Genomic DNA, 20,756 nt, shown 5'->3' with positions numbered 1-20,756 from the left:
ATTGTTCTTTTCCCTTCTACTTTGCATCGATATGTGGCTCATTCAGTAGCTTCTTATAAGTTTCTTGGATATTTCCGTAATAGACAAACAAGAACACCGCAGTTGCTGCAATCACCAGAAAGGCAGAAACTCCATAAGCAGCGTAATCATCGTTGAAATACGAAGTTGCGAAGATAAAGGTTGGCGACAGCACACAAAGACAGACGCCCACAATCAAAGCAAGGCGATAAGTCGGAGCATAAAGGGCTTGACTGCGCTGAAGCGCCGTTTTGAGCGCATAAGGTAGCTGAAAGCCTTGCTCTAGACTTTCGAAGCGCTCGAGTTTCATGCCGCTATGAATGAACATCCCAACGGCCACAGCGACCAGCACGAACATTCCGACCATCCCCAGCATCGAACCTTTATCAGCCATATCAGCATTATTTTCAAACAATGTACTAAGAGTAATCAATAGCGCCACCCCGCATGCGCAGAGAAAAACACCAAGACCGGTCCATAATCCAGAGCTACGTTTAGCAGCCGCATAAGCATAAACCTCTTCTTCACTAAGCATGGGCACAGTCTTCTCCTGTCCGGCTGGACGGATGCCTAGCTCAGCAGTCAGCTCCTCAATATTGCCGAATTCCGAAATAACGATACCGATCGCCTCATTCTCAGACTTGCCATCCCGCTTCAGCTCCAGGTACTTATCTTCCATCCCGGACAGCAGCTCCTGCTTCAAATGCTCCAGTTCCGGAGTCTTCGGCAGACCCGCAAACATATTATCCAGATATACTATGATCGTCTCCATGCACTATCACCACTCCTTGATAAATTGGTTTACAACTTCCTGCGTAACCTTCCATTCCTCACATTTTTCTCGGTAATAGGCGAGACCCAGCGGGGTAATCCGGTAATATGTGCGCCGCTTGCCAAGACTCTCATCCAGATAAAAGGATTCAATGTACCCGTTCTTCTCCAGCCGGGTAAAGGCGGAATACAGCGTTGTCTCCTTCATGACATACTTCTCCTGAGTCAGCTGCCTGATATTCTTAGAAATCTCGTACCCGTAGGATTCCCCATCGAGCAGCATGTAGAGGATCATCGTATCATTGTAACCACGTATAACATCACTGCTGATCAAAAATGGTACCCCCTATGATTACTTCATCTGTCGTAGTAGTTGCAGTATACCATAATTACTACGACAGATGAAGTAGTTACGAAAAAAATAGGCAAAAAAATCTAAAAAGTATTAAAAAAGAGAGTTGCTCTATGTGAGCAACTCTCCTCAAATCAGCTAGTCTCTTGAATTTTCAAAAATCTGATCAATCTTCTCTTTCGCACCTTCCCAGGAGGTCAATAATGGAAATCCATATTGTTCACGGGCTCTCAAATTCCATGGATGCGGAATACAAAGTACTTTCCTTCCGTCCTGCAATGCAGGAACCAAGTTGTGAACCCCGTCATCGATCAGAAGATCATAATTAATAAGATTCTTTCGTTTGCATGGGAAGAAATTTTCGATGGGAATAAACGGCATATGCTTCTGCAGCCAGTTCCATTTTTCAACAACCGCACTGGGCTGGGCCGCCGTAACAATAATAACATCATAAGCATTGTGCAGCTTCTCCATTTCACCTACAACATGCTCGTCGAATAATTCAAGCTCCTCATATAAACCAGGCCGCCCATAGAATACATCTTGTGTACAATCTGGATGACGTAAATGATCCGTATTCCAATCAAGCATTTCCTCGTACTTCAGTACATGAGTGGGGAAATCATTGTTGTTATGGTATATAGCTCGTTTGACTAGATGGCATATCGTGTCATCCATATCAACTGCAATTATAGGCTTTCTCATCTGTGTCCCCCATATGTTTTTTTATATTACTATTTAAGTATACACAATATAATTACTGTTTTCGTCTTGAGTTAGTTAAATTTCAATTTAATGTTTTTTAAACGCCTCTACGCATCTTTGACAGATACAGGCTTTACCACTCAGTTCCAAAGGCACCCTTTCTAGTAGTTCTGCAGGAATTTCCGTATGAAAACACCAACAATCACCACTATTAGCACCACAATGATTTAATTCTTTACATAAAGGACAATACCGTTGTTCAACTTGTTTATTTTTTATTTCCAAAGCTTCTACTCCCCCATACGATTAAACATTTCACTTCTATTTATTTACTTTTCTTTTCCTTGAAATTCAAATACTTCCTTCATAACCGCCTCTAAACATTCTAAGTCTAGCGTTACCAAGCAAAGGATTATTCAATAAAGCATAGATCTTTGCAATACCTCTATACTTTCCTGAAGAAATGCCTTATTGTTCTCAATCCCTCTGGTTTTACACCAAACTACCGCACTAAAAGCATCATAAAAACTATAAAACGGTATTATAGCTTCCAGATCAAGTAAAGGACGAACCGATTCGTAGCCTTGCACATACGGGAGCCGTGTTAGCGGGTTCACTTCCCAGACATATCGGTTTATTTTTGTAAAATCAATTTCAGAGGAACCACCACGAGCGCTCTCGTAATCAATTATACCAACGACTTCATTATCTTTTATTAATATATTGCCTGGTCGAAAATCCATATGAACAACACAAGGCCCATCAGGTTCAGGTAACGCCGAATATACGCTATCAAAGTGAGTAATACATTTCTCAAATAAATCAGGATGAAGGAGTTCCTTACAAGGTTCTTTCCACTTTTCAAAATTATTTTTCAGGTATAATCTCCAGCTATTGTTCTCTACCATCTGAAAACCATCGGATCCATAACATCCATACGCTGGCATGGTAACTTCATGAAGCATGGCATGATAATTACCGATTTTAAACGCAAGACTCTGATCAATGTTACTCCTACAAGGCACCCCATCTATAGCGGAGAGAAGCAATGCACCGACACTCCTATTATCTCCGTCCCAGAAATCCAATACTTTTGGAACAGGTATAACACCCTTTAGTCTTTCAAGCATATCAAATTCGCGAACCAGTTTATCCCTGTTGTATGGAATTTTCACGTATACGTTGTCTAGATTATTAAGAGTAAGTTTATACACTTCAGAACTAAACGACTCTGGAACAGACTCTATATTCAAAACACTCAGCTTAAAAATTTCAATTAATTTATGTATGGATTTCATACGACTACCTCCAGTCTCAAGGGAAAGGTGCTCTGTTCACGGTTGTGAACTCCCTATTCTTGCATTAAGATTGAGAACATTAGGAGTTTCTAAGGAACTCAACCGGGAGATTTGAACAGATGAAATTTAAGAATCATAGCTTTTCAGGTATCATTCATAGTGATCTGCTTGCTACCCAAGAGCTTGTATATAACCCGTGCAATCTTGATTGCTCTGACCTCATTCATGAACCACACAATGCTGATTATGGGGCGTATATCTTTAATTTAAACGCGCTATCCATTAGATTCCGTGTTGCAAAAATCACACCTACAAAGATCGGGCAGTTTGTCACGTTATGGGAGAGAATTGGAGATGGCCCCATCCAACCCTATGATATATCAGATCCTGCTGATCTCTTCGTTATAAGTACGCGCAACGAGAATCACTTTGGTCAATTTGTATTTCCAAAAGCTGTGCTAGGTATACAAGATATATTATCCAATAAAGGTGACGGTGGCAAAAGAGCACTACGAGTGTACCCGCCATGGGATAATCCCACGAGTCGTCAAGCTCAAAAAACACAAAAATGGCAGTTGGAATATTTCCTAGAAATACCGGTAATTAAGCCAGCAGACTTTCTTCGTGTGCAAACACTTTACGGTTTTCCAGTAAATCGAACAGTCTGACCTATGTCCTCCACATGTTTTATATCCGCCCCCCATAAAATAAAATAATTGTACAAAGAATCTCCTATTTTCACCGCTTCTGGATATTTCAAAATAATAGCAGCCTGATGATTCCATTCCTCTTCCTGATCAGCAGAAGGCACAATCAATCGTGCTTTCTCTTCCGCTTTTAGCCCCTCTAGTGTCAGTTCAATGATTTGTGGATCGGAGCCATAAGGCTTCAGTTGATGAAATGCATCCATGTTTGCTACTTCATCGATGGATAACCCCTCTCCAGAAATAGCGGATAATTGAAAAAATCCGTCATCCCCCTGATACCTCTCAGCATATTCTGGATTCACTACCCACTCGGAGGGATACTTCAAAGTGACCTTATACTCTTTTGAAATATATGTTGACAACCCCGATGACTTGACCAGCATTCCGATTCCAGTACTTACTAATGCAATAGCCGCAATAATCAGGACCCCTAACCACCATCTTTTATACGTTGACGTTTTCACATTATCCCCCTAAATCAATATTTAGTTGACATGCACAGCATCAGGAAATAAGATATAAGCAAACATATGAGCAATCATTCATATGTATTAGTGAGGGGGAAATTACATTGAGTAATCTAAAAAATATCCTATCCCTAATTCTTTTCTCCATATTCCTTATTTCTTACCTTTTAAAGCTCCTTATACTTTACAAAAAGAACCACATTAAAGGAAACGTATTAGCTAAAGGAAATAAACGATCTATGATCCATTATACCGAGCTGTTCGTTAAGACTACTACTTTTGTGTGGGGAGCAGCGTGGTTTACGTTTTCCTTAGCGGAGTCATACATAGTTACACTAGTAAGAGAACATTTTAATCATCCGGCGATTCACTTTATCGGTGTTGGTGTAGTAGCCCTCGGATGTTCCATTTTCATACAAGCAATGATTGCCATGCGTACTTCGTGGAGAGTTGGGATTGATAAGTCTACTGTAACAAAACTCATCACGCACGGTATATATAAATTCAGTAGAAATGCCGCATTTGTCGGTTTTGATCTCATGTTTCTTGGATTGTATCTTATGTATCCAAATTCATTAACAATAATTATATTCTTTCTTAACATTGTAGCCATTCATTTACTTATACTTCAGGAAGAGCAGCATTTAAAATCTGTATTCGGAGATGAATATATTCAATATTGTAATAATACACCTAGATATATTTTATTTTGAAATCTTACCTGCTGTAAATCCTATCCTTTCAAGCACGCTACAATTTACATTTTTTACAATATCCGAAAACATTCTCTTAATGTAATTACTATAGTATGAGGTTGTAAACATACATTAGGAGGGAAATTATGAAATCACCGAAAAAGTACGGCGTTAAGACGGCAATTGTAGCGACTGCAGCAACTGCTCTCTTCGTTTCCAACGTAGTCACTACACAAGCACCAAATCAGGCCAATGCAGCTTCATCAAACACAAGAAATGTGATTCTGTTTGTCGGTGACGGAATGGGTACTGCCCAGCGCAATGCCATCCGCCTAGCTACAGTAGGTGAAAAAGGAAATCTAGCGATGGATTCTATGCCATATGCTGGACTAATTCATACAAGCTCCACTGTCCCTATTACAGATTCAGCTGCTTCAGCCACAGCCTATGCCAGCGGAGTCAAGACTTATAACGGTGCCATTGGGATGAATGCAGATAAAAAGTCCGTACAAACCATTATGGAATATGCAAAATCAGCAGGGAAATCTACAGGCGTTGTAACTACCAGCCAAATTACTGATGCTACAGGCGCTGCCTTCGGTGCTCATGTTGAAGATCGCTCCAAACAAAGTGATATCGCTCTGCAGCTTCTGACCAAGAGCAAAGTTGACGTTCTTCTCGGTGGAGGCGAAGACTTCTGGTATCCTGCTGGGAATCCAGGTAAGTTCGCAGATGAGCCAGCTGAAGATCCTTCAGAGAAGAGCAAAGGAACGCAAGGGAACCTTGTAGACAAAGCTAAACAGCTTGGATACTCCTACGTAACGAACAAAACCGATATGCAAAAGGCGAAAAGCGGCAAGCTTCTCGGGTTATTTGCAAATGAGGAAATGTTCCAGCAAAAGCCAGAGGGTGAAGGAGATATCTACAACCCGGTTGTATCCCTCCCTGAAATGACGAAGAAAGCGATAGACACGCTTGCAGCAAATAAAAAAGGATTTTTCCTGATGGTTGAAGAAGAGGGTACTGACGAATTTGCACACCAAAACAATGCCAAGATGACGATTAAAGCGGGGCAAGAGTTAGATAAGTCCGTACAGATTGCCAAAGATTTCGCTAAAAAGAATCCGGATACCCTTGTCCTAGTTCTCGCCGACCATGAAACAGGTGGATTCTCTATTGAAGCCGTAGACGCTGAAGATGAATCAGGTGACGGCATTTCCAAAGAAGATGGTCCGTTTGCCATCGCTAACTCCAAACAGAATTTCGTTGTAGACTGGACAACTTCAGGTCATACAGCAGTGGATATTCCAATTACGGCCATGGGCAAAAACGCTCAGTTGTTTACAGGAGTATACGAAAATACCGAAGTATTCACTAAGGTTGCGCAAGCCATGGGTATTAAAGTGAAATAAAAAGATCGAACAACATAAAAGACTAGCCAGACTTTCTGGTTAGTCTTTTTGATTGATGAATCGCAATCCCGGGTTCTCCCTTATACACTATGATGATCTCCATACCTACTTAGCATCTGTTCGAATAACAAACGTGATTTCCTTAGTCTGGTCTAGCCACTCGCCTGTCAGTCGAAATCCCCGTATAGTTGCCCCTGATTCATAATCCTTACTATCTGAACTAAGAAAAGCCGCCATATTCGAATCGAGCTTAAAAGTAGCTGTCTTATCCGCCCATTCAACATTTACCGGCTCTGCTGTTTCTTTTTTATACTTTAAAGTACCATTATCTTTCAAAATATAATCTGTCAATTTGTAGCTGTTTGGGGCTGTATTGCTAAATTTGATTTCTATGATTTCTCCAAGCTTCACATAGGGAATTGAAACATCCGGTTCAGCCATAAGGCTTTGGAAAGATACATTAACTTCTTCTGAATTAGTGTTCCTTTCAAGTGGCTTTAAGACAGATTGAATGACTCTCCCCTTGGATGTAACCGTTACTTCCTTAATTACAGAATCACTTGCCTGTTCTTGATCGCAGGCTGAAAAAATAAACAGGAGTACAAGACCAAGGGTTAATAAGTATACTTTTCTCAAGGAAAACCCCCTTCTTGATTAATTTCAGTTACAATGATGATCGACAGCGAGATACGGATCAATGCATATCCAAGGCGTCCAGTTTATGGGAAAGCTCATGGATTAACTCTAGCTCATGTAATACCATACTTCGGGTATAAAAATATAGCTCTTCAGAGTAATCCAAATCTTTACCGTTCCCAACCACTAGGGATAACTGTTGTAAATGTTCCAGCTTCTCTTTCATGTAAGTTTCTCTGTAATCAAGTAATCTTCGGCGGGCCTCCTGATCCAGTAGCTCATAATAAGCAAGACGAATAGACCATTCATTATCAATACGAATAGTCTCCAGTGAAAATTCGTTCAAGCAGATATGAAACCGCTCCTCACCCTCGGCTGTGATGGAATACACATACCGTTTAGGCCGGTTTTCCTGCATTTCCGTTTTTTTAATCACCCAACCTCGCTTTTCAAACAATTTCAGCTTCGGATACAGCGAATTATTATTAACGATTTTATCGTTACTCATTACGAAAATGATATTTTTTTTAATCTCATAACCATGTTTTGACCCTTTCATTAATTGAGCCAGAATCAAGACTTCAATATCCATATTCATCCTCCGAACTACCGGACTTCATTTCCGGTCATTTTCTTATCTTACCTCAAGGACTGCATTTGTGCCAAATACTTCGTGATTTAATGCACATACTTTTATCGTTCCGTTCGATATTATAGGTTAAAATAACCTAGTTATTTTTAACCTATATATAGAGAGGAAGTTATAGCATGGAATTCGCACATTTGTTCAGCAAAGGTACGATAGGAAATATGGAGCTTAAGAACCGGGTCATTTTGCCTGCCATGGGAACAAAAATGAATGCTCCGGGTGGGTATGTCAGCGAGCGCTTGATTGATTACCATGTAGCACGCGCAAAAGGAGGTAACGGCTTAAATACAGTTGAAGTAACAACCGTTCACCCAACGGCTGCTTCTGAGGATGCTCCAGCCATTTTTGATGATAAATTCATTCCTGGTATGAGCCAATTGGCTCATGCTATTCGTGATGCAGGCGGCAAAAGCTGTCTTCAGTTATGGCATGGAGGGAAAGTAACTCCCAACCTGATTCAAGTCTCCTCCTCCCCTGTCCCTTTCGAGGGTGTAACACATATCCCCCGAGAGCTGAAGAATCACGAAGTTAGTGAGATGGTTCAAGCTTACGCAGATGCTGCTTCACGTGCGAAAAAAGCTGGATTTGACAGTGTAGAATTCCATGCTGGTCATGGTTATTTGCCACAACAATTTCTAAGCCCAGCGATGAACTTCCGTCAGGATGAGTACGGCGGTTCCTGGGAGAATCGTTGTCGCTTTCCGCTCGCTTGTATCCGTGCCATTCGAGAAGCCGTTGGACCTAGGTTCCCTATCTTGATGAGAATCTCTGCTATCGAGGATCTTCCCGGCGGACTTACCCTGGAAGATATGAAGCTCTTCTCGAAGCTCGCTGAGGATGCTGGTATTGATGCGATTAATGTATCGCGCGGAGTTCCAGCAGGCGCAGCTATCAAATATGAAGTACCACCTATCGATCTACCTGTGGGCTTCAATGTAGATAATGCAGCACAAATTAAATCCGTGGTTAACATTCCAGTTATAGCTGTAGGTCGTATTAACGATCCAGCTATTGCTAATCGAATTATTGCCGAAGGGCTGGCTGATTTCGTAGCTATTGGCCGCGCTCAATTGGCAGATCCTGAATTCTGTAACAAAGCATTAGCTGGACGTGCGGACACCATTGTTAAATGTGTGGGTTGTGATCAAGGCTGCTTCGATGGATTCGTAAATCCGAAGGTGCCTTTCATCAGCTGTTTATTTAATCCTGCTACCGGAAGAGAAAGTGAATATGAATTACAGCGAGCGAGCACACCAAAAAAAGTACTTATAGCCGGTGGTGGGCCAGCCGGATTAGAAGCAGCAATCACACTGAAACGTCGTGGGCATTCTCCAATTTTATGCGAAAAGAATGACATTCTAGGCGGACAGCTTTATATCGCTGGTGCCGCACCGCGTAAAGAAGAAATGGCCGCGGCTGCTCTGAATATGGGAGAGACCGCTAAACGTGAAGGTGTAGAAATCCGAATGAATACGGAGGTTACTCCAGAGCTTATTCAAGAAATCAGTCCGGATGAAGTCATTCTTGCAATCGGATCAGCCCCGATTATTCCTCCAGTAGAAGGTGTTCTGAGTAGTCATGTTGTAAATTCACATGATGTATTATGGGGAACAGCTCATCCTGAAGGTCGAGTTGTTATTATTGGAGGGGGTTTGGTCGGTCTCGAGGTCGCTGAGCTCCTGGTCGAACGCGGAAATCAAATCACTGTTGTAGAAATGCAAGCCGATGTAGCAAATGATCTGGGTATCCTTCGTAAGATCTGTGTAATGGAAAGCTTATATGGCCACAATGTTAAATTAATGACCAACAGCAAGTGCATGACGATCCAAAAGAATAGCGTGATGGTTGAAAAAGATGGGGAGCTTTTCAGCCTGCCAGCCGATTATGTAGTAATCGCAGTAGGATCACGTGCCCTAAACAAGCAATCCCTTCAGAACTTCTTGGAGGAAAGCTCCATTCCTTATCATGTAATTGGGGATGCAGTGCAAGCTCGCAGAGCGCTTAATGCTATTTGGGAGGGTGCAGAATTAGCTAGACGAATCTAGTTCATATAGTCAATTAGATTTATGAATAAACCCGGCAGGTCGCACCTGCCGGGTTACGTTCTTATCAGAACTATCTGAAAAATCAACTTTCAGGGGCTAATAAGTGCGTTAGTGCCTGCACCTGTTCCATATGTATTCGTCTTCAATAAAGCACCTTAACTCGTCCTCATTCATGAACATGATCTTCACCCCTGAACGATATTTTCATTTTCATGTCAATGTAGAAGACACGCTAAAATTGAGTATCGGCAGCCCGATAAAAGCAGCATATCTTTCAGCAGCTTTAAACACAGCTTCTTCAGCATTTCCAAGCACTCTAAATGGATGAATGACTATCTCAATTCCTTTTTTCTTAATCGAACGTTTCCATGTACCTATAACTTGGCCACCAACAACAATCATCGGAAGGAAAACACCATTATTCCCAGGCACAATCAAAGGAGCCGTCTCAGGTTCAAGTACAGCACTCCGGTCTTTATAACCAAGAATGTACTCATCGAAACCCGGAAGTAAATAGATACCTGACTCTTCATCCGCTGAAACTACTCGATGGCTAGACATCCAATGCTCGCTGCCATTTATATCCGCCGATTGAAGTTCATTGGTCACACACTCCAGCCCATGTCTTGCATCAGTAAGAGTTATGCCTGCCCACCAAGCGAAGTCCTGAACGGTCGCCAATCCACGGGCTGTAAAATACCGCAACGCGAGTTCTTGCAACGATTGTTCGTAAGATAGCTCTCGGCAATCTGGCACCCATTCCTCTAACAATACAATCGTTTGCTGTTTACCATTCATCGGACCAAAACAAATCAGTCCTTGATAGGCACTATTCCAGAGCATGTGATAACCGCGTTGATTCCCCGTGTGGATGCCTTCCTCTTCTATTAGCTGAAGTAGGACCGAACGATCCATCTGCTTCCCGCCCTTTAGAGCATCCACAATAATTTCTCTACATCGCTCCAGTGTCTGATCATCAAGTCCAAGCTCAGCCATTCGCCGCTTCGTTTGTGATGCTAAACGCGGTGCAGAGAGCTGTAGCATCCATTTTACATCTTCTGCTGGGACGAAATGAAGCGTACCTCGCAGCGTCCAAGTAAGAATAATCTTACGCCCAGCGATTGCACGCTCTATATCAGCTAATTTCGTAGCAGGAGAACGTAGTCCGATGGCCCAAACCGCCTGCATATAGTCTTGCGCTTGCATAGCCCCCATTTTTTTCACGACCTGCTCTGGTGTGTGATGTAAAGAGCCTGCAATCATTTGATTATACAACCTACTATTTGCAATAAGGTTATTCGTCACACTACTCCCCCTTTTCAGAAATGAATCCTCAAATTATATACTTCCAGTTATTTAACAAAATGGTTACGTCCTTGCTCATGTCTATGTCGATATTACTATTGATTCTATTGAAATACGAGATTAAATTAGAATATGAGCTCCATTCCATTGCATAATGTGCAATAGAAAGTCATATACAGACCTCAAAAAAAGGTTTCTGTTGCACTTCGTACATTAGATGATGTTGTTAAGTGCTTGCTGTACAGCAATTCTAGTCTTCGATCCAACAATGGATCCTGAAATCCCAATGATCTTCATACTATCCCCTCTTTCTTATTTCTTAGCTGTAGCACGTCTTACGGCTGGTGCTACTTCAGATGCGAACAGGTCAATAATTTGTTCCACTTGAGCATAAGGTAACCCACCGACATCAATCTGAGCTAGAAAACGATTATGGCCATACATCTCATGTTGATAGAGGATCTTCTCCACAATTTGTTGCGGGCTTCCCACGAGCAGTGCATTTCTCACACTCATCGCTTCCCCAAATTGTTCTTTCGGATAGTATGACCCACGAAGTTCTTTCATCAAGTGGTTGATATATGGATAATAATCGCGAAATGCTTTTTGTGAATCCGGATCAATATACATTAAAGAAGTTGTACTGATGGGAAGTTCTGCTGGATTAAACCCTGACTCTGCAGCAACCATACGATACGCGTCTACAGAACCTTTAAAGGCAGATGACGGTCCACCAAGGGTGGTCAGCATCATCGGGATCCCCATTCTTCCCGCCTTAATTGCACTTGCTGGAGGTCCCCCAACCGCTCGCCAAATTGGCAACTTTCCATTTAAGGGCTTAGGGAAGATTTCCATATCATTTAATGCAGGGCGGAATTTCCCTTCCCACGTTATGCGATCGGACTCATTTATTTTCATGAGCAATTCAATTTTCTCTTCGAACAATTCTTCATAATCTCTTACGTCATAACCAAAAAGTTCATAGGCCCCGAGACGCGATCCACGTCCAGCAACAATCTCTGCTCTACCGCCTGATAACAAATCCAATGTTGAAAAGTCCTCATATACACGTACAGGATCTGCTGTACTTAGCACAGTTGCTGAACTGACAAGCTTTATACGTTCGGTTGCATTTGCAATGGCTCCAAGGACAACCGAAGCAGCTGAGGTAATGAATTTCGGTTGATGACTCTCGCCTACTCCAAATACATCTAATCCAGCATCCTCAGCTAATTTGGCAGCAGCTACGATCTCTTGAATCCGTTGTCGTTCACTAATTGCTTTTCCTGTTAAGGCGTCTGTGGTGTGATCACCTAACGTGTATAAACCTAGCTCCAACCCTTTTTTCTCATCGATTCTATATTGTTCCATCATGATTATGTCCTCTTTTCAAAGTTGTATTAGGTTTAGCGGATAGGATGAAGCTTCGATTCAATCTCTTCACGACGTTCTTCCAGAAATGAAGGTAAGGTTAAATTCTCTCCTAGCGCGTCAAAAGTTTCATCAATCTCAAATCCCGGGCCATCTGTAGCAAGCTCAAAAAGAATATGGTTCGGATCCCGGAAATACAAGGAATGGAAGTAATAACGATCAATGACCCCTGTATTTTTAAAGCCTGCAGCAGTGATCTTGGCGGCCCATTCGGTTAGTTCTTCGATATCCTTCACTCTTATAGCCACATGATGGATGCTCCCTTTACCTGGTCTCTCCCGATCTTTATCATTTACTTCTTTGACGTGGAGCTCGGTGTATAAACCACCCTTCCCCGTTTCATATATATCTACCATCACTTTCGAATCCCCCATGGAGGGTACTGTCCGACCTTGTGTATAGCCCAAAATATCTTCCAAAACCGCCTTTGTGCGGCCAGCTTCACGTACAGTCAATTCAACGGGTCCTAACCCAACGATGGCATACTTTGGAGGGATGTCTTCTGTAATCCACGGTTCAACTAGCTCGATACCGTTATCTTTTTCAGCCGATACTAAATGGACCGTCAATTCATCTCTATCATAAAATGTAAGCGACTTACGTTCCCCGATACTTACAATCGCTTCATGAGGAACTTCAAAAGAATCTAATCGACTAGCCCAATATGACAAGGCTTCATCGCTAGGAACAAGAAGGGAGAAAGAGCTAATACTGTTCGTCCCTTTGCGGGTCTGACCTGCATTTGGCATTTCAAAGAAAGATACTTCGGTTCCAGGAGCACCATTACGATTTCCATAAAATAGATGGTACATGGATGGATCATCTTGATTGACCGTTTTCTTTACAAGTCTCAGTCCCAGTACCTCTGTATAAAACCATAAGTTTTGTTTAGCGTCCTTAGTAAGCATAGACACATGATGTTGTCCGTTTATGGGTTGTTGTTTCATTTTAAAAACCTCCTAATGAGTTTTGTCGAATTTAAGTTTACTAGTATACTGATGAGGAAAAAAGTAAGCTTTATTATCAATAAAGCTTTTGCGATACTACTGAACACCTCGCGGGAGTCGATTCTCATCTTGGCTATGGCGATGAATCTTTTTAAGCATGCTGTAAAACACTTTCTTCTCCTCATCTGTCAGTGGATCGAATAACGAGGCTTGGAAATCCGATTGCAAGGGCAGTACCTTCTCAATAAGTGTTTGGCCCTTTTCCGTTAAAGTAATGTACTTCACTTTCCAATCCTGTTTGCGTTCAATCCATCCTTCTTTCTCTAATCTGCCAAGCATATGGGATACCCCACCTTTAGTAATGGTTAGATGCTCGGCAATTTCCATCTGTGTTACAGGCTGATGTAATAATATTTGTACCAAGGTATCGAATTGATTAACTGTTAAGTTAAATTGCTTCAAGAATTCATTGGAAAGATCGTTACTATTCTCATATACCCTAACCAGCCGCAACCAGATCAATAAGCTTAATTGGTTCTCTTCAGTGAATCCATTGTTTCTCATTTGGTCACGTCCATCGTTTGTTTATTTTATGTGTTATTTGATTTGTTAATATGAGTATACTAGTAAACTGACGAAGAGTCAAGCTCAGTAGAAATCCTACACGCTTGCCAAATACCACTTCGGATTATAGGTTTGAAAATCATCATACCACTCCAGAACACTCTCCGCTCGGCTCAGCATATTAGTAACTTCCCTTTGACCAACCGCTATGAACCGGTTTAACTACCTCCCATGTAGAAGCATTCGGGATGTCACTAAAAAATGGAATCATTTCACAACCTCCTTTTAATCAAATTGCTTCACAAAACAGAAAAATTTTCTTATTTATTTCTTAGAAGATTATTTTATTCAATTGATGTTAGAACAACAATAGTGTATGATGCATAGTATAGATCGAATACTGTATGACACATAGTAAGTATAAACGGCTTCGACGTCCTCTCAAGGACAGCAAGCGTTTAAACCAAAAATATAAGAACAATTTATAAGAGATTATAAATCCTTATATTTTAAATAATGAGGTGGGTGAATGAGTACTTTATTAAATTCTTTAATCACAGAGCTTAGAAGAGGTACGTTAACGCTAGCCGTTTTAAGTCAATTACGAACACCCCAGTATGGATATTCGCTTGTTCAATTGTTGGAGGAATCCAGCATCACCATCGATCAAAGCACCCTATATCCATTACTTCGCCGATTAGAGAAACAGGAATTAGTGACTAGCAGCTGGGACACATCCGAGAGCAGACCCCGTAAGTATTATGTTCTAAGTGACTATGGCGTAGAAATTTTTTTACAGCTAAAGGAAGAATGGCTTAAGAATTCGAAAGAACTCTACGGCCTATTACAAGGGGAGGATGACCATGAATCTGATTGAGATTTACATTCACGAAGTGACTCGGAGGTTACCGGAACAAAATCGGGAGGATATCGCTCTCGAATTACGATCAACCATCGAGGATATGTTACCGGATGATTATGACGAAAAAGAGGTAAAAGCAGTCCTTACAAAATTGGGCAATCCAGCTATTTTAGCTAGTGAGTACCGCGATCAGCCCATGTATCTCATCGGCCCACGCTATTTCGATTTATATGTTACGTTATTAAAAATGATTATACCCATCGCTGTAGTTGTTTCTTTAATCGCTCTGGTTGCTGATTACTTGATTGGCTATAACGGCGATAAAACAGTTGCGGATATTGTTACTACTGTTTTAAGTACAGGAATTGGAACCTTCCTTGAAGTAGGAATCCAAGTCTTTTTTTGGATAACTGTTGTGTTCGCTATTATCGAACGTGCGGATAAAGGAAAAGAAGGTCATCCACTTACTACAAAATTAAGGAAATGGACTCCTGATGATTTGAAGGATATCGCGCTTGTCCATAAGAAAAAAGCAATTACAAGCTTCGAAGTGTTCGGAAGTTTACTGTGGACTGCCATTTGGGCTACTGTTTATTTTAATGCTGAACACCTGATCAGAGTCTATAGAGGCGGTGAAGGCGCACTTAACTTCGTAGCCCCAGCTTTTAATCAGCATGTGTTACTTGATTATTGGCCTATTATTCTTATTGTGATCGGATTAGAAGTCGCATTAACTATATATAAATTAATCAAGAGACAATGGACTAGAGAATTAGCATTATGTAATACGGCCCTCGAGCTCATTGTGCTTATTGTATTCGCTATTATCCTTATAAATCCGAATGTATTTAACCAAGAATTCATTAACTACATGTCTAATTTATTAACCACTACAGCTAACCAGTTTGAAACGGGGCTAGTAGGTGGAGGAATAGCGGTCTTGATTTTAATTGCGGTCCTCAATATATATGAAGGCTTCCGCAAGGCTCGCCTTTAGTATGCACAGAACGGCGATTCTCCTGTTATTTGGAGAATCGCCGCTTTGTATTCTGATTCGTTGGCTGCCTGCTTCAACAGCTTCAACAGCTTTCACAGTGTCAGTCAGCACCCTCTAAGTGTTACGGACCCAGAGGACGTTATTTGCGAATTTCCAGCCTTTCAAACAGAGTTTCGGACTCCAGTGCAGCTATTCCCTTGAAAGAGGTTCATAAATGGTGTTTTTCATACCAATAGTGTCTATACGGTCCGTTAACATCCCCAAAATGCAATAATACTTCGATTAGAGTTATCTGTGCCCGATAGGTACTTTGTATATGTCGTAATTATTATAGGAATCAATCAAAAAACAATAGAGTGCCCCAGCAGCCATTCATGACTTATGGGACACTCTATCTGGTTTAATTAAAGAAGCTCAAGCTCAATAACCGTATCCATCTCGTCGGGAAGCTTAGCCCCTTTTAATGTAATAAACGCTCCACCGTCAACATCCGAATATTCCTCAGCCATCCACGGCACCTCCACCTTTAGCTCGGTACCATCACGTAGTAATCTAGCCTTTTTAATCTTACCTTTCAGGCCTTGGAAATAGATCGGGCCAATTCCACGGTCGTAGACGTGTGCATACAACTTGTTGCCCTTTTGCGTATAACGTCCCCACTCTGGCTTAGGCAGCGAAGACTTCCCGCATCCATAAATACTATCGCCATTAAGGCGCATCCACTCCCCAACTTCGTCAAGGATAACCAGTGATTCCCTTGTCATTTCACCCTTAGCATCTGGTCCAACATTAAGGAGGAGGTTGCCATTCTTGCTGATACATTCGACCATTGAGCGAATGACCTGCTGGGTTGATTTATAATTTTTATCTTCGGAATGGTAACCCCAGTTATCATTAAGCGTAATGCATGCTTCCCATGGAATGGATTGACCATTCACGTCAACAATGCCACCGGGAGGAATGATCTGCTCTGGAGAAAAGAAATCTCCAGCATATTCTTCTGGCTCGGCCGCGCGGATATTCCCACCCAAACGATTGTCGATAATAATATCCGGCTGGATAGAGCGAATCATACGGATTAGCTCCGTTGCTTTCCATTTCTCTCCGGTCATATTGTCGTAGGAGAAGTCAAACCACATGATGTCGATTTTGCCGTAATTCGTCAACAGTTCCTTCACTTGTCCATGCATATACTCCAAGTATCGATCAAAATCAATGGGCTTGTCTTTAGCCGCTTCGTTATCCCGATCCGGATGCGCTTTATCACCATATCCAGGGTAGTCATCATGATGCCAATCAATAATAGAGTAATACAGACCTACAGCAATACCTTCCGCCCGGAAAGCGTCTACATATTCTCGAACGAGATCACGTCCAGCAGGCGTGTTAGTCGCTTTAAAATCTGTTAGCTTGCTATCAAACAAGCAGAATCCGTCGTGGTGTTTGGTCGTAAGAACCGCATACTTCTGCCCCGCTGCTTTTGCTGCGCTGGCCCACTTCTTCGGGTCATATCGAGATGCGTCAAATTCATCGAAATACGTCATATAATGCTCTCTACTCATTCGCTCGTTTCCACGAATCCACTCACCTCGTGCTGGAATGGAATATAATCCCCAATGAATGAACATACCGAATCTATCCTGTAAGAACCATCTCGTTCTTTCTTCTCTTGTACCCATCTCTTCAGCCCCTCCGTTTTCGCTAGCTTTGATAAATAGATCAGATAGTCTAGACGGTATGAAATAATGCTGCAGCGCCTATAAGACCTACGTCATCCCTCAGACCTGCTGATTCAATAGTATAAGTTCCTTTATATGGCTTCATGACAAGTTCCTCTGTTTTCTCTCTCAGCGCTGGAAACAGTAGTTCACCAGCTTTGCTTACGCCTCCACCAATTACAATGCGATCAGGATTAAACGTATGTACCGCGTTAGCTAATCCAATCGCCATATAATGAATCGTTCGCTCAATCACCTCGACAGCCACCGGATCTTTTAGTGCCATCGCTTCGAAGACGTGTCGAGAATTAATCTTTTCACCACTTCTACTAGCCAGCTCTGTAATCATCGACGTTCTGCTCTCCATACTCCGCAGTGCCATATCCCGAATTGCTGTACCCGAAGCAAATACTTCCCAGCATCCATATCTTCCACAGCTACATTCCGTTCCGTTCGGGTCAATAATATTATGACCGAGTTCTCCAGCAAACGAGTTCGTTCCGAGCAGTAGCTCACCATCCATAACAATTCCAGCTCCAATTCCTGTGCTGAAGGTAACATACACCATGTTGTTCGAGCCTTTGCCAGCTCCTCTTACATACTCGCCCCAAGCCGCAGCGTTCGCATCGTTTACCACTTTCACTTCTATGCCAAGTTCTGACTCCATCCAATGTTTCAGTGGAACATTATCCCATTCAGGAAGATTGGTACCGTGAATTACGATTCCATCCTGGCTATTCACAGCTCCAGGAGAAGCCAGTCCAACTCCAATCAGCGGTCGCCCTTCGGATACAGAGCGGATCATTCCGATCATTCGCTGCACCACCTCTTCAGCGGTGTGCGCGCCAGCTGTCTCCATTAATTCCCGATTCAACACGGTACCCTTTGAATCGAATAATGCTGCGGCAATTTTTGTTCCGCCTAAATCAATTCCTACTACATAGCTCTCAGCCTTATGCATAACCATTCACCTTTTCACTATCTATTATTAGCCGTTCGAATGAATATTCTTAGCTAACGCCCGCAGGGCTACTGGATCGATTGGCGACAAAGCATCTTTGCCATGACGAACAGCCGATCCAAAATGTACTTCTGTGACTCCCGTCTGTTGAATAAACGATGTAATACCTTCTGGCTTCAAACCACTTCCAGCCAATATACTTATCGAACTACCTCTTGATTCCTCTACTAGCCTACGCATAGCGGGAATGGCTTCAGGTGCCGGACCTGGTCCAGCAGAGGTAAGTATACGAGTGATTTGCGGGTAATTACAAAGCGTCCGATAACCTGCAATTTGGTCCTCCAGCTCGTCAAAAGCACGATGGAAGGTTACTTGTAAGCTATCTGTCAACGGCAATAATATTTCAAGCGCATGCTCATCGATCTTTTTTTCCGGTGTTAATGCGCCAAGAACAACTCCCGAAGCACCACTGGCTGCAATCTGCCTGATCTCTGCAGCCATGGTCAAAATATCATCCTTGGAATAGTTGAATGATCGACTGTGCGGACGGACCATAACAAAGACAGGAATGCTAACCGATTTGGCTACCTGCTCCACCAACCCTATTCCTGGTGTTAATCCACCTTCCGTAATGGCAGTAATGAGCTCAAGACGATCTGCGCCATTCGCCTCAGCCGTTAGAGCATCATCCATACAAGTAGCGATGATTTCCAATCTCATAACTTTCACCCACTCTTCCAGTTGTTAATGATGCACTTGCTTCATGACATAATCGGCGAGCAGGCGTGCACCATATCCCGTCGCTCCAGCTTCTGAGTACCCTACATCCTGTTTGTACTGTACTGTCCCAGCCATATCAATATGAACCCAGCTCATCGATTCTGCTACAAAGCGCCGAATAAATAGGGCTGCTGTAATCGCACCTGCAAAGGGGGAAGTACTAACATTGCGGAGATCAGCGTAATTACTCCGGAGATCTGCTTCATATTCATCCATTAACGGCATGGGCCACAGTCGTTCTCCATTGCGCTCCCCGATCTCAACCAGGCTCTGCGTTATATCTGCATCGCCCCATATGCCCGCGATGCCTAATCCGAGCGCCGCACCGACATTTCCAGTTAGGGTAGCGATATCAACAGCTTGGTTTGCTCCGATATTCGCGGCATGAATAAGCGCATCCGCTATGATAAGTCGACCCTCGCCATCCGTATTCGCAACCTGAACAGTTACCCCGTTAGGGTAGCGGATAACAGACGAAGGTAACATCGCCTCAGCATCTGGCACATTATCAACGACTGGAATAAGTGCGGTCACATTTACATTGGCACGCTTCCGTATCAAAATATCCATAGCCCCAATTACAGCAGCTGCACCCCCCATATCCATGCGTGCATCGCTGATATCGCTAGCCGTCTTCACATTCATGCCACCTAAGTCAAAGGTTACACCTTTACCTACCAGTGCTAACATCGGTAATTCAGGGTTACTCTTGTAACGAATTTCAACTAGGGCTGGAGCGTGCTTACTCCCCGCTCCAACTGCGAGCAACCCATTCATCTGAAGTTCCACAAGCTCCTGTCCTCGATAGATATGGACTTTCAAAGCATCATCATCACGGTCGAAAAATTCTGCCATCCATTCCGCAAAACGATCAGGGTTCAGTGTCCCAGGTACCTCATTCACAAGATCGCGAGCAACTACGGCTCCTTCAGCGCGTATCTGTGCAGAAACCCGTACAGCTTCCAATTCAATCGATGACAGCTCAGGCCAATCTATCGATTGAAGTTGTAAATCAACAGAGCCTTCCACCTTGGTAGTTCCCCGATAAGTTTGGAAACGGTACAAGCCGAGAATCCAACCTTCCATCCAAGCTTGTAATTCATCAGCAGCAGTAATATCCTTATTCCTATTTATAGCCTCGGATGCTAAGCGAACAAGCGTAGCACTACTGCGTCCTTCCTTCAGAATTGCACGAGCAGCAGCTCCACCCGCTCGGCGAATCCTCTCAAGCGTAATATCCTTGCGCTTTCCCATTCCTACCGCTAACACATCAGACTCTTCCTCAGTGCGAGCATGTAACCAAGTCACACTGCTGCACTGTTTGTGGGGCGCTCCCAGCTTAAAAGGAAAAGACTCCTCGTCATAAGCTAAATAGACAATAGTATCCGCCACATTAGCGGAATCGAATAAGATATTCATCGCTGTCCCTTCTTTTC

Annotated in this window: 22 protein-coding genes; 6 read left to right on the top strand and 16 right to left on the bottom strand. The window is 42.7% G+C overall.

What is annotated here, in order from left to right; translation table 11 throughout:
• Positions 1-16: 16 nt before the first annotated feature.
• From MKY52_RS19455 to MKY52_RS19440, 5 genes are all read right to left on the bottom strand, one after another.
• Complete coding sequence (locus MKY52_RS19455) at positions 17-790, bottom strand: permease prefix domain 1-containing protein (RefSeq protein ID WP_341052887.1); 774 nt, start codon at positions 788-790, stop codon at positions 17-19.
• A 6-nt stretch (positions 791-796) separates the two neighbouring features.
• Positions 797-1,123, bottom strand: coding sequence for a PadR family transcriptional regulator (locus MKY52_RS19450; RefSeq protein WP_042189881.1), 327 nt, complete (start codon positions 1,121-1,123; stop codon positions 797-799).
• A gap of 156 nt (positions 1,124-1,279) precedes the next feature.
• The gene (locus tag MKY52_RS19445; RefSeq protein WP_341052885.1) at positions 1,280-1,846 is read right to left on the bottom strand and encodes a 5' nucleotidase, NT5C type; all 567 of its coding nucleotides are present in this window, start codon (positions 1,844-1,846) and stop codon (positions 1,280-1,282) included.
• An 87-nt stretch (positions 1,847-1,933) separates the two neighbouring features.
• On the bottom strand, positions 1,934-2,131 hold the full coding sequence (locus MKY52_RS30380) for a cysteine-rich CWC family protein (RefSeq protein WP_197071231.1): 198 nt from the start codon (positions 2,129-2,131) through the stop codon (positions 1,934-1,936).
• A 131-nt stretch (positions 2,132-2,262) separates the two neighbouring features.
• Positions 2,263-3,144: a phosphotransferase family protein gene (locus tag MKY52_RS19440; RefSeq protein WP_341052883.1), complete on the bottom strand. Its 882-nt coding sequence runs from the start codon at positions 3,142-3,144 to the stop codon at positions 2,263-2,265.
• A 119-nt stretch (positions 3,145-3,263) separates the two neighbouring features.
• Here MKY52_RS19440 and MKY52_RS19435 point away from each other — a divergent pair, with 119 nt between their 5' ends.
• Positions 3,264-3,812, top strand: a complete 549-nt coding sequence (locus MKY52_RS19435) for a MepB family protein (protein WP_341052882.1) — start codon at positions 3,264-3,266, stop codon at positions 3,810-3,812.
• On the opposite strand, the gene MKY52_RS19430 is transcribed toward MKY52_RS19435, so the two are convergent.
• The gene (locus MKY52_RS19430; protein WP_341052881.1) at positions 3,782-4,315 is read right to left on the bottom strand and encodes a peptidase M56; all 534 of its coding nucleotides are present in this window, start codon (positions 4,313-4,315) and stop codon (positions 3,782-3,784) included. The two genes, MKY52_RS19435 and MKY52_RS19430, sit on opposite strands and share 31 nt — an antisense overlap.
• Before the next feature lie 242 nt (positions 4,316-4,557).
• Here MKY52_RS19430 and MKY52_RS19425 point away from each other — a divergent pair, with 242 nt between their 5' ends.
• The gene (locus MKY52_RS19425; RefSeq protein WP_341052879.1) at positions 4,558-5,031 is read left to right on the top strand and encodes a methyltransferase family protein; all 474 of its coding nucleotides are present in this window, start codon (positions 4,558-4,560) and stop codon (positions 5,029-5,031) included.
• A 128-nt stretch (positions 5,032-5,159) separates the two neighbouring features.
• Positions 5,160-6,425, top strand: coding sequence for an alkaline phosphatase (locus MKY52_RS19420; RefSeq protein ID WP_341052878.1), 1,266 nt, complete (start codon positions 5,160-5,162; stop codon positions 6,423-6,425).
• Between the two features lie 105 nt (positions 6,426-6,530).
• Here the strand turns inward: MKY52_RS19420 and MKY52_RS19415 are convergent, their stop codons facing one another.
• Together MKY52_RS19415 and MKY52_RS19410 are read right to left on the bottom strand one after the other, a co-directional pair.
• Complete coding sequence (locus MKY52_RS19415; protein WP_341052877.1) at positions 6,531-7,061, bottom strand: hypothetical protein; 531 nt, start codon at positions 7,059-7,061, stop codon at positions 6,531-6,533.
• Positions 7,062-7,119: 58 nt separating this feature from the next.
• On the bottom strand, positions 7,120-7,653 hold the full coding sequence (locus tag MKY52_RS19410) for a PadR family transcriptional regulator (protein WP_341052876.1): 534 nt from the start codon (positions 7,651-7,653) through the stop codon (positions 7,120-7,122).
• A gap of 176 nt (positions 7,654-7,829) precedes the next feature.
• Between MKY52_RS19410 and baiCD the strand changes: the two genes are divergently transcribed.
• Complete coding sequence (gene baiCD / locus MKY52_RS19405; RefSeq protein WP_341052875.1) at positions 7,830-9,755, top strand: bile acid Fe-S flavoenzyme BaiCD; 1,926 nt, start codon at positions 7,830-7,832, stop codon at positions 9,753-9,755.
• 210 nt (positions 9,756-9,965) lie between these two features.
• Here the strand turns inward: baiCD and MKY52_RS19400 are convergent, their stop codons facing one another.
• The 4 genes from MKY52_RS19400 to MKY52_RS19385 all read right to left on the bottom strand — a co-directional run bounded on the left by MKY52_RS19400 (position 9,966) and on the right by MKY52_RS19385 (position 14,002).
• A complete protein-coding gene (locus tag MKY52_RS19400) occupies positions 9,966-11,060 on the bottom strand; it encodes a winged helix DNA-binding domain-containing protein (RefSeq protein WP_341052874.1) in 1,095 nt (364 codons plus the stop codon).
• Between the two features lie 312 nt (positions 11,061-11,372).
• Positions 11,373-12,434 (bottom strand): LLM class flavin-dependent oxidoreductase, encoded by a 1,062-nt coding sequence (locus tag MKY52_RS19395; protein ID WP_341052872.1) that lies wholly within the window; start codon positions 12,432-12,434, stop codon positions 11,373-11,375.
• 32 nt (positions 12,435-12,466) lie between these two features.
• Entirely contained in the window at positions 12,467-13,438 is a 972-nt protein-coding gene (locus MKY52_RS19390) for a ring-cleaving dioxygenase (protein ID WP_341052871.1), read from the bottom strand.
• Positions 13,439-13,534: 96 nt separating this feature from the next.
• Positions 13,535-14,002, bottom strand: coding sequence for a MarR family winged helix-turn-helix transcriptional regulator (locus MKY52_RS19385; RefSeq protein WP_341052870.1), 468 nt, complete (start codon positions 14,000-14,002; stop codon positions 13,535-13,537).
• A 529-nt stretch (positions 14,003-14,531) separates the two neighbouring features.
• Here MKY52_RS19385 and MKY52_RS19380 point away from each other — a divergent pair.
• Both MKY52_RS19380 and MKY52_RS19375 read left to right on the top strand, forming a co-directional pair.
• Positions 14,532-14,879, top strand: a complete 348-nt coding sequence (locus MKY52_RS19380; protein WP_341052869.1) for a PadR family transcriptional regulator — start codon at positions 14,532-14,534, stop codon at positions 14,877-14,879.
• Entirely contained in the window at positions 14,866-15,861 is a 996-nt protein-coding gene (locus MKY52_RS19375; protein WP_341052867.1) for an HAAS signaling domain-containing protein, read from the top strand. The genes MKY52_RS19380 and MKY52_RS19375 overlap by 14 nt, the downstream gene beginning before the upstream one ends.
• Positions 15,862-16,265: 404 nt before the next feature.
• On the opposite strand, the gene MKY52_RS19370 is transcribed toward MKY52_RS19375, so the two are convergent.
• From MKY52_RS19370 to MKY52_RS19355, 4 genes are read right to left on the bottom strand one after another with little or no spacing between them, the layout of a single operon-like run.
• The gene (locus MKY52_RS19370; protein WP_076286578.1) at positions 16,266-17,540 is read right to left on the bottom strand and encodes an alpha-L-fucosidase; all 1,275 of its coding nucleotides are present in this window, start codon (positions 17,538-17,540) and stop codon (positions 16,266-16,268) included.
• A 49-nt stretch (positions 17,541-17,589) separates the two neighbouring features.
• Positions 17,590-18,540 (bottom strand): ROK family protein, encoded by a 951-nt coding sequence (locus MKY52_RS19365; protein WP_341052865.1) that lies wholly within the window; start codon positions 18,538-18,540, stop codon positions 17,590-17,592.
• 27 nt (positions 18,541-18,567) lie between these two features.
• The gene (locus tag MKY52_RS19360) at positions 18,568-19,260 is read right to left on the bottom strand and encodes a copper homeostasis protein CutC (RefSeq protein ID WP_341052864.1); all 693 of its coding nucleotides are present in this window, start codon (positions 19,258-19,260) and stop codon (positions 18,568-18,570) included.
• A gap of 24 nt (positions 19,261-19,284) precedes the next feature.
• Positions 19,285-20,739 (bottom strand): M17 family metallopeptidase, encoded by a 1,455-nt coding sequence (locus tag MKY52_RS19355; protein WP_341052862.1) that lies wholly within the window; start codon positions 20,737-20,739, stop codon positions 19,285-19,287.
• Positions 20,740-20,756 lie beyond the last annotated feature (17 nt).

Source organism: Paenibacillus sp. FSL P4-0184 (genome assembly GCF_038004625.1).
Lineage (GTDB): Bacteria > Bacillota > Bacilli > Paenibacillales > Paenibacillaceae > Paenibacillus_AQ.
The sequence above is the reverse complement of the archived record's forward strand: the minus strand, read 5'-3'. Positions and strand labels throughout refer to the sequence as shown.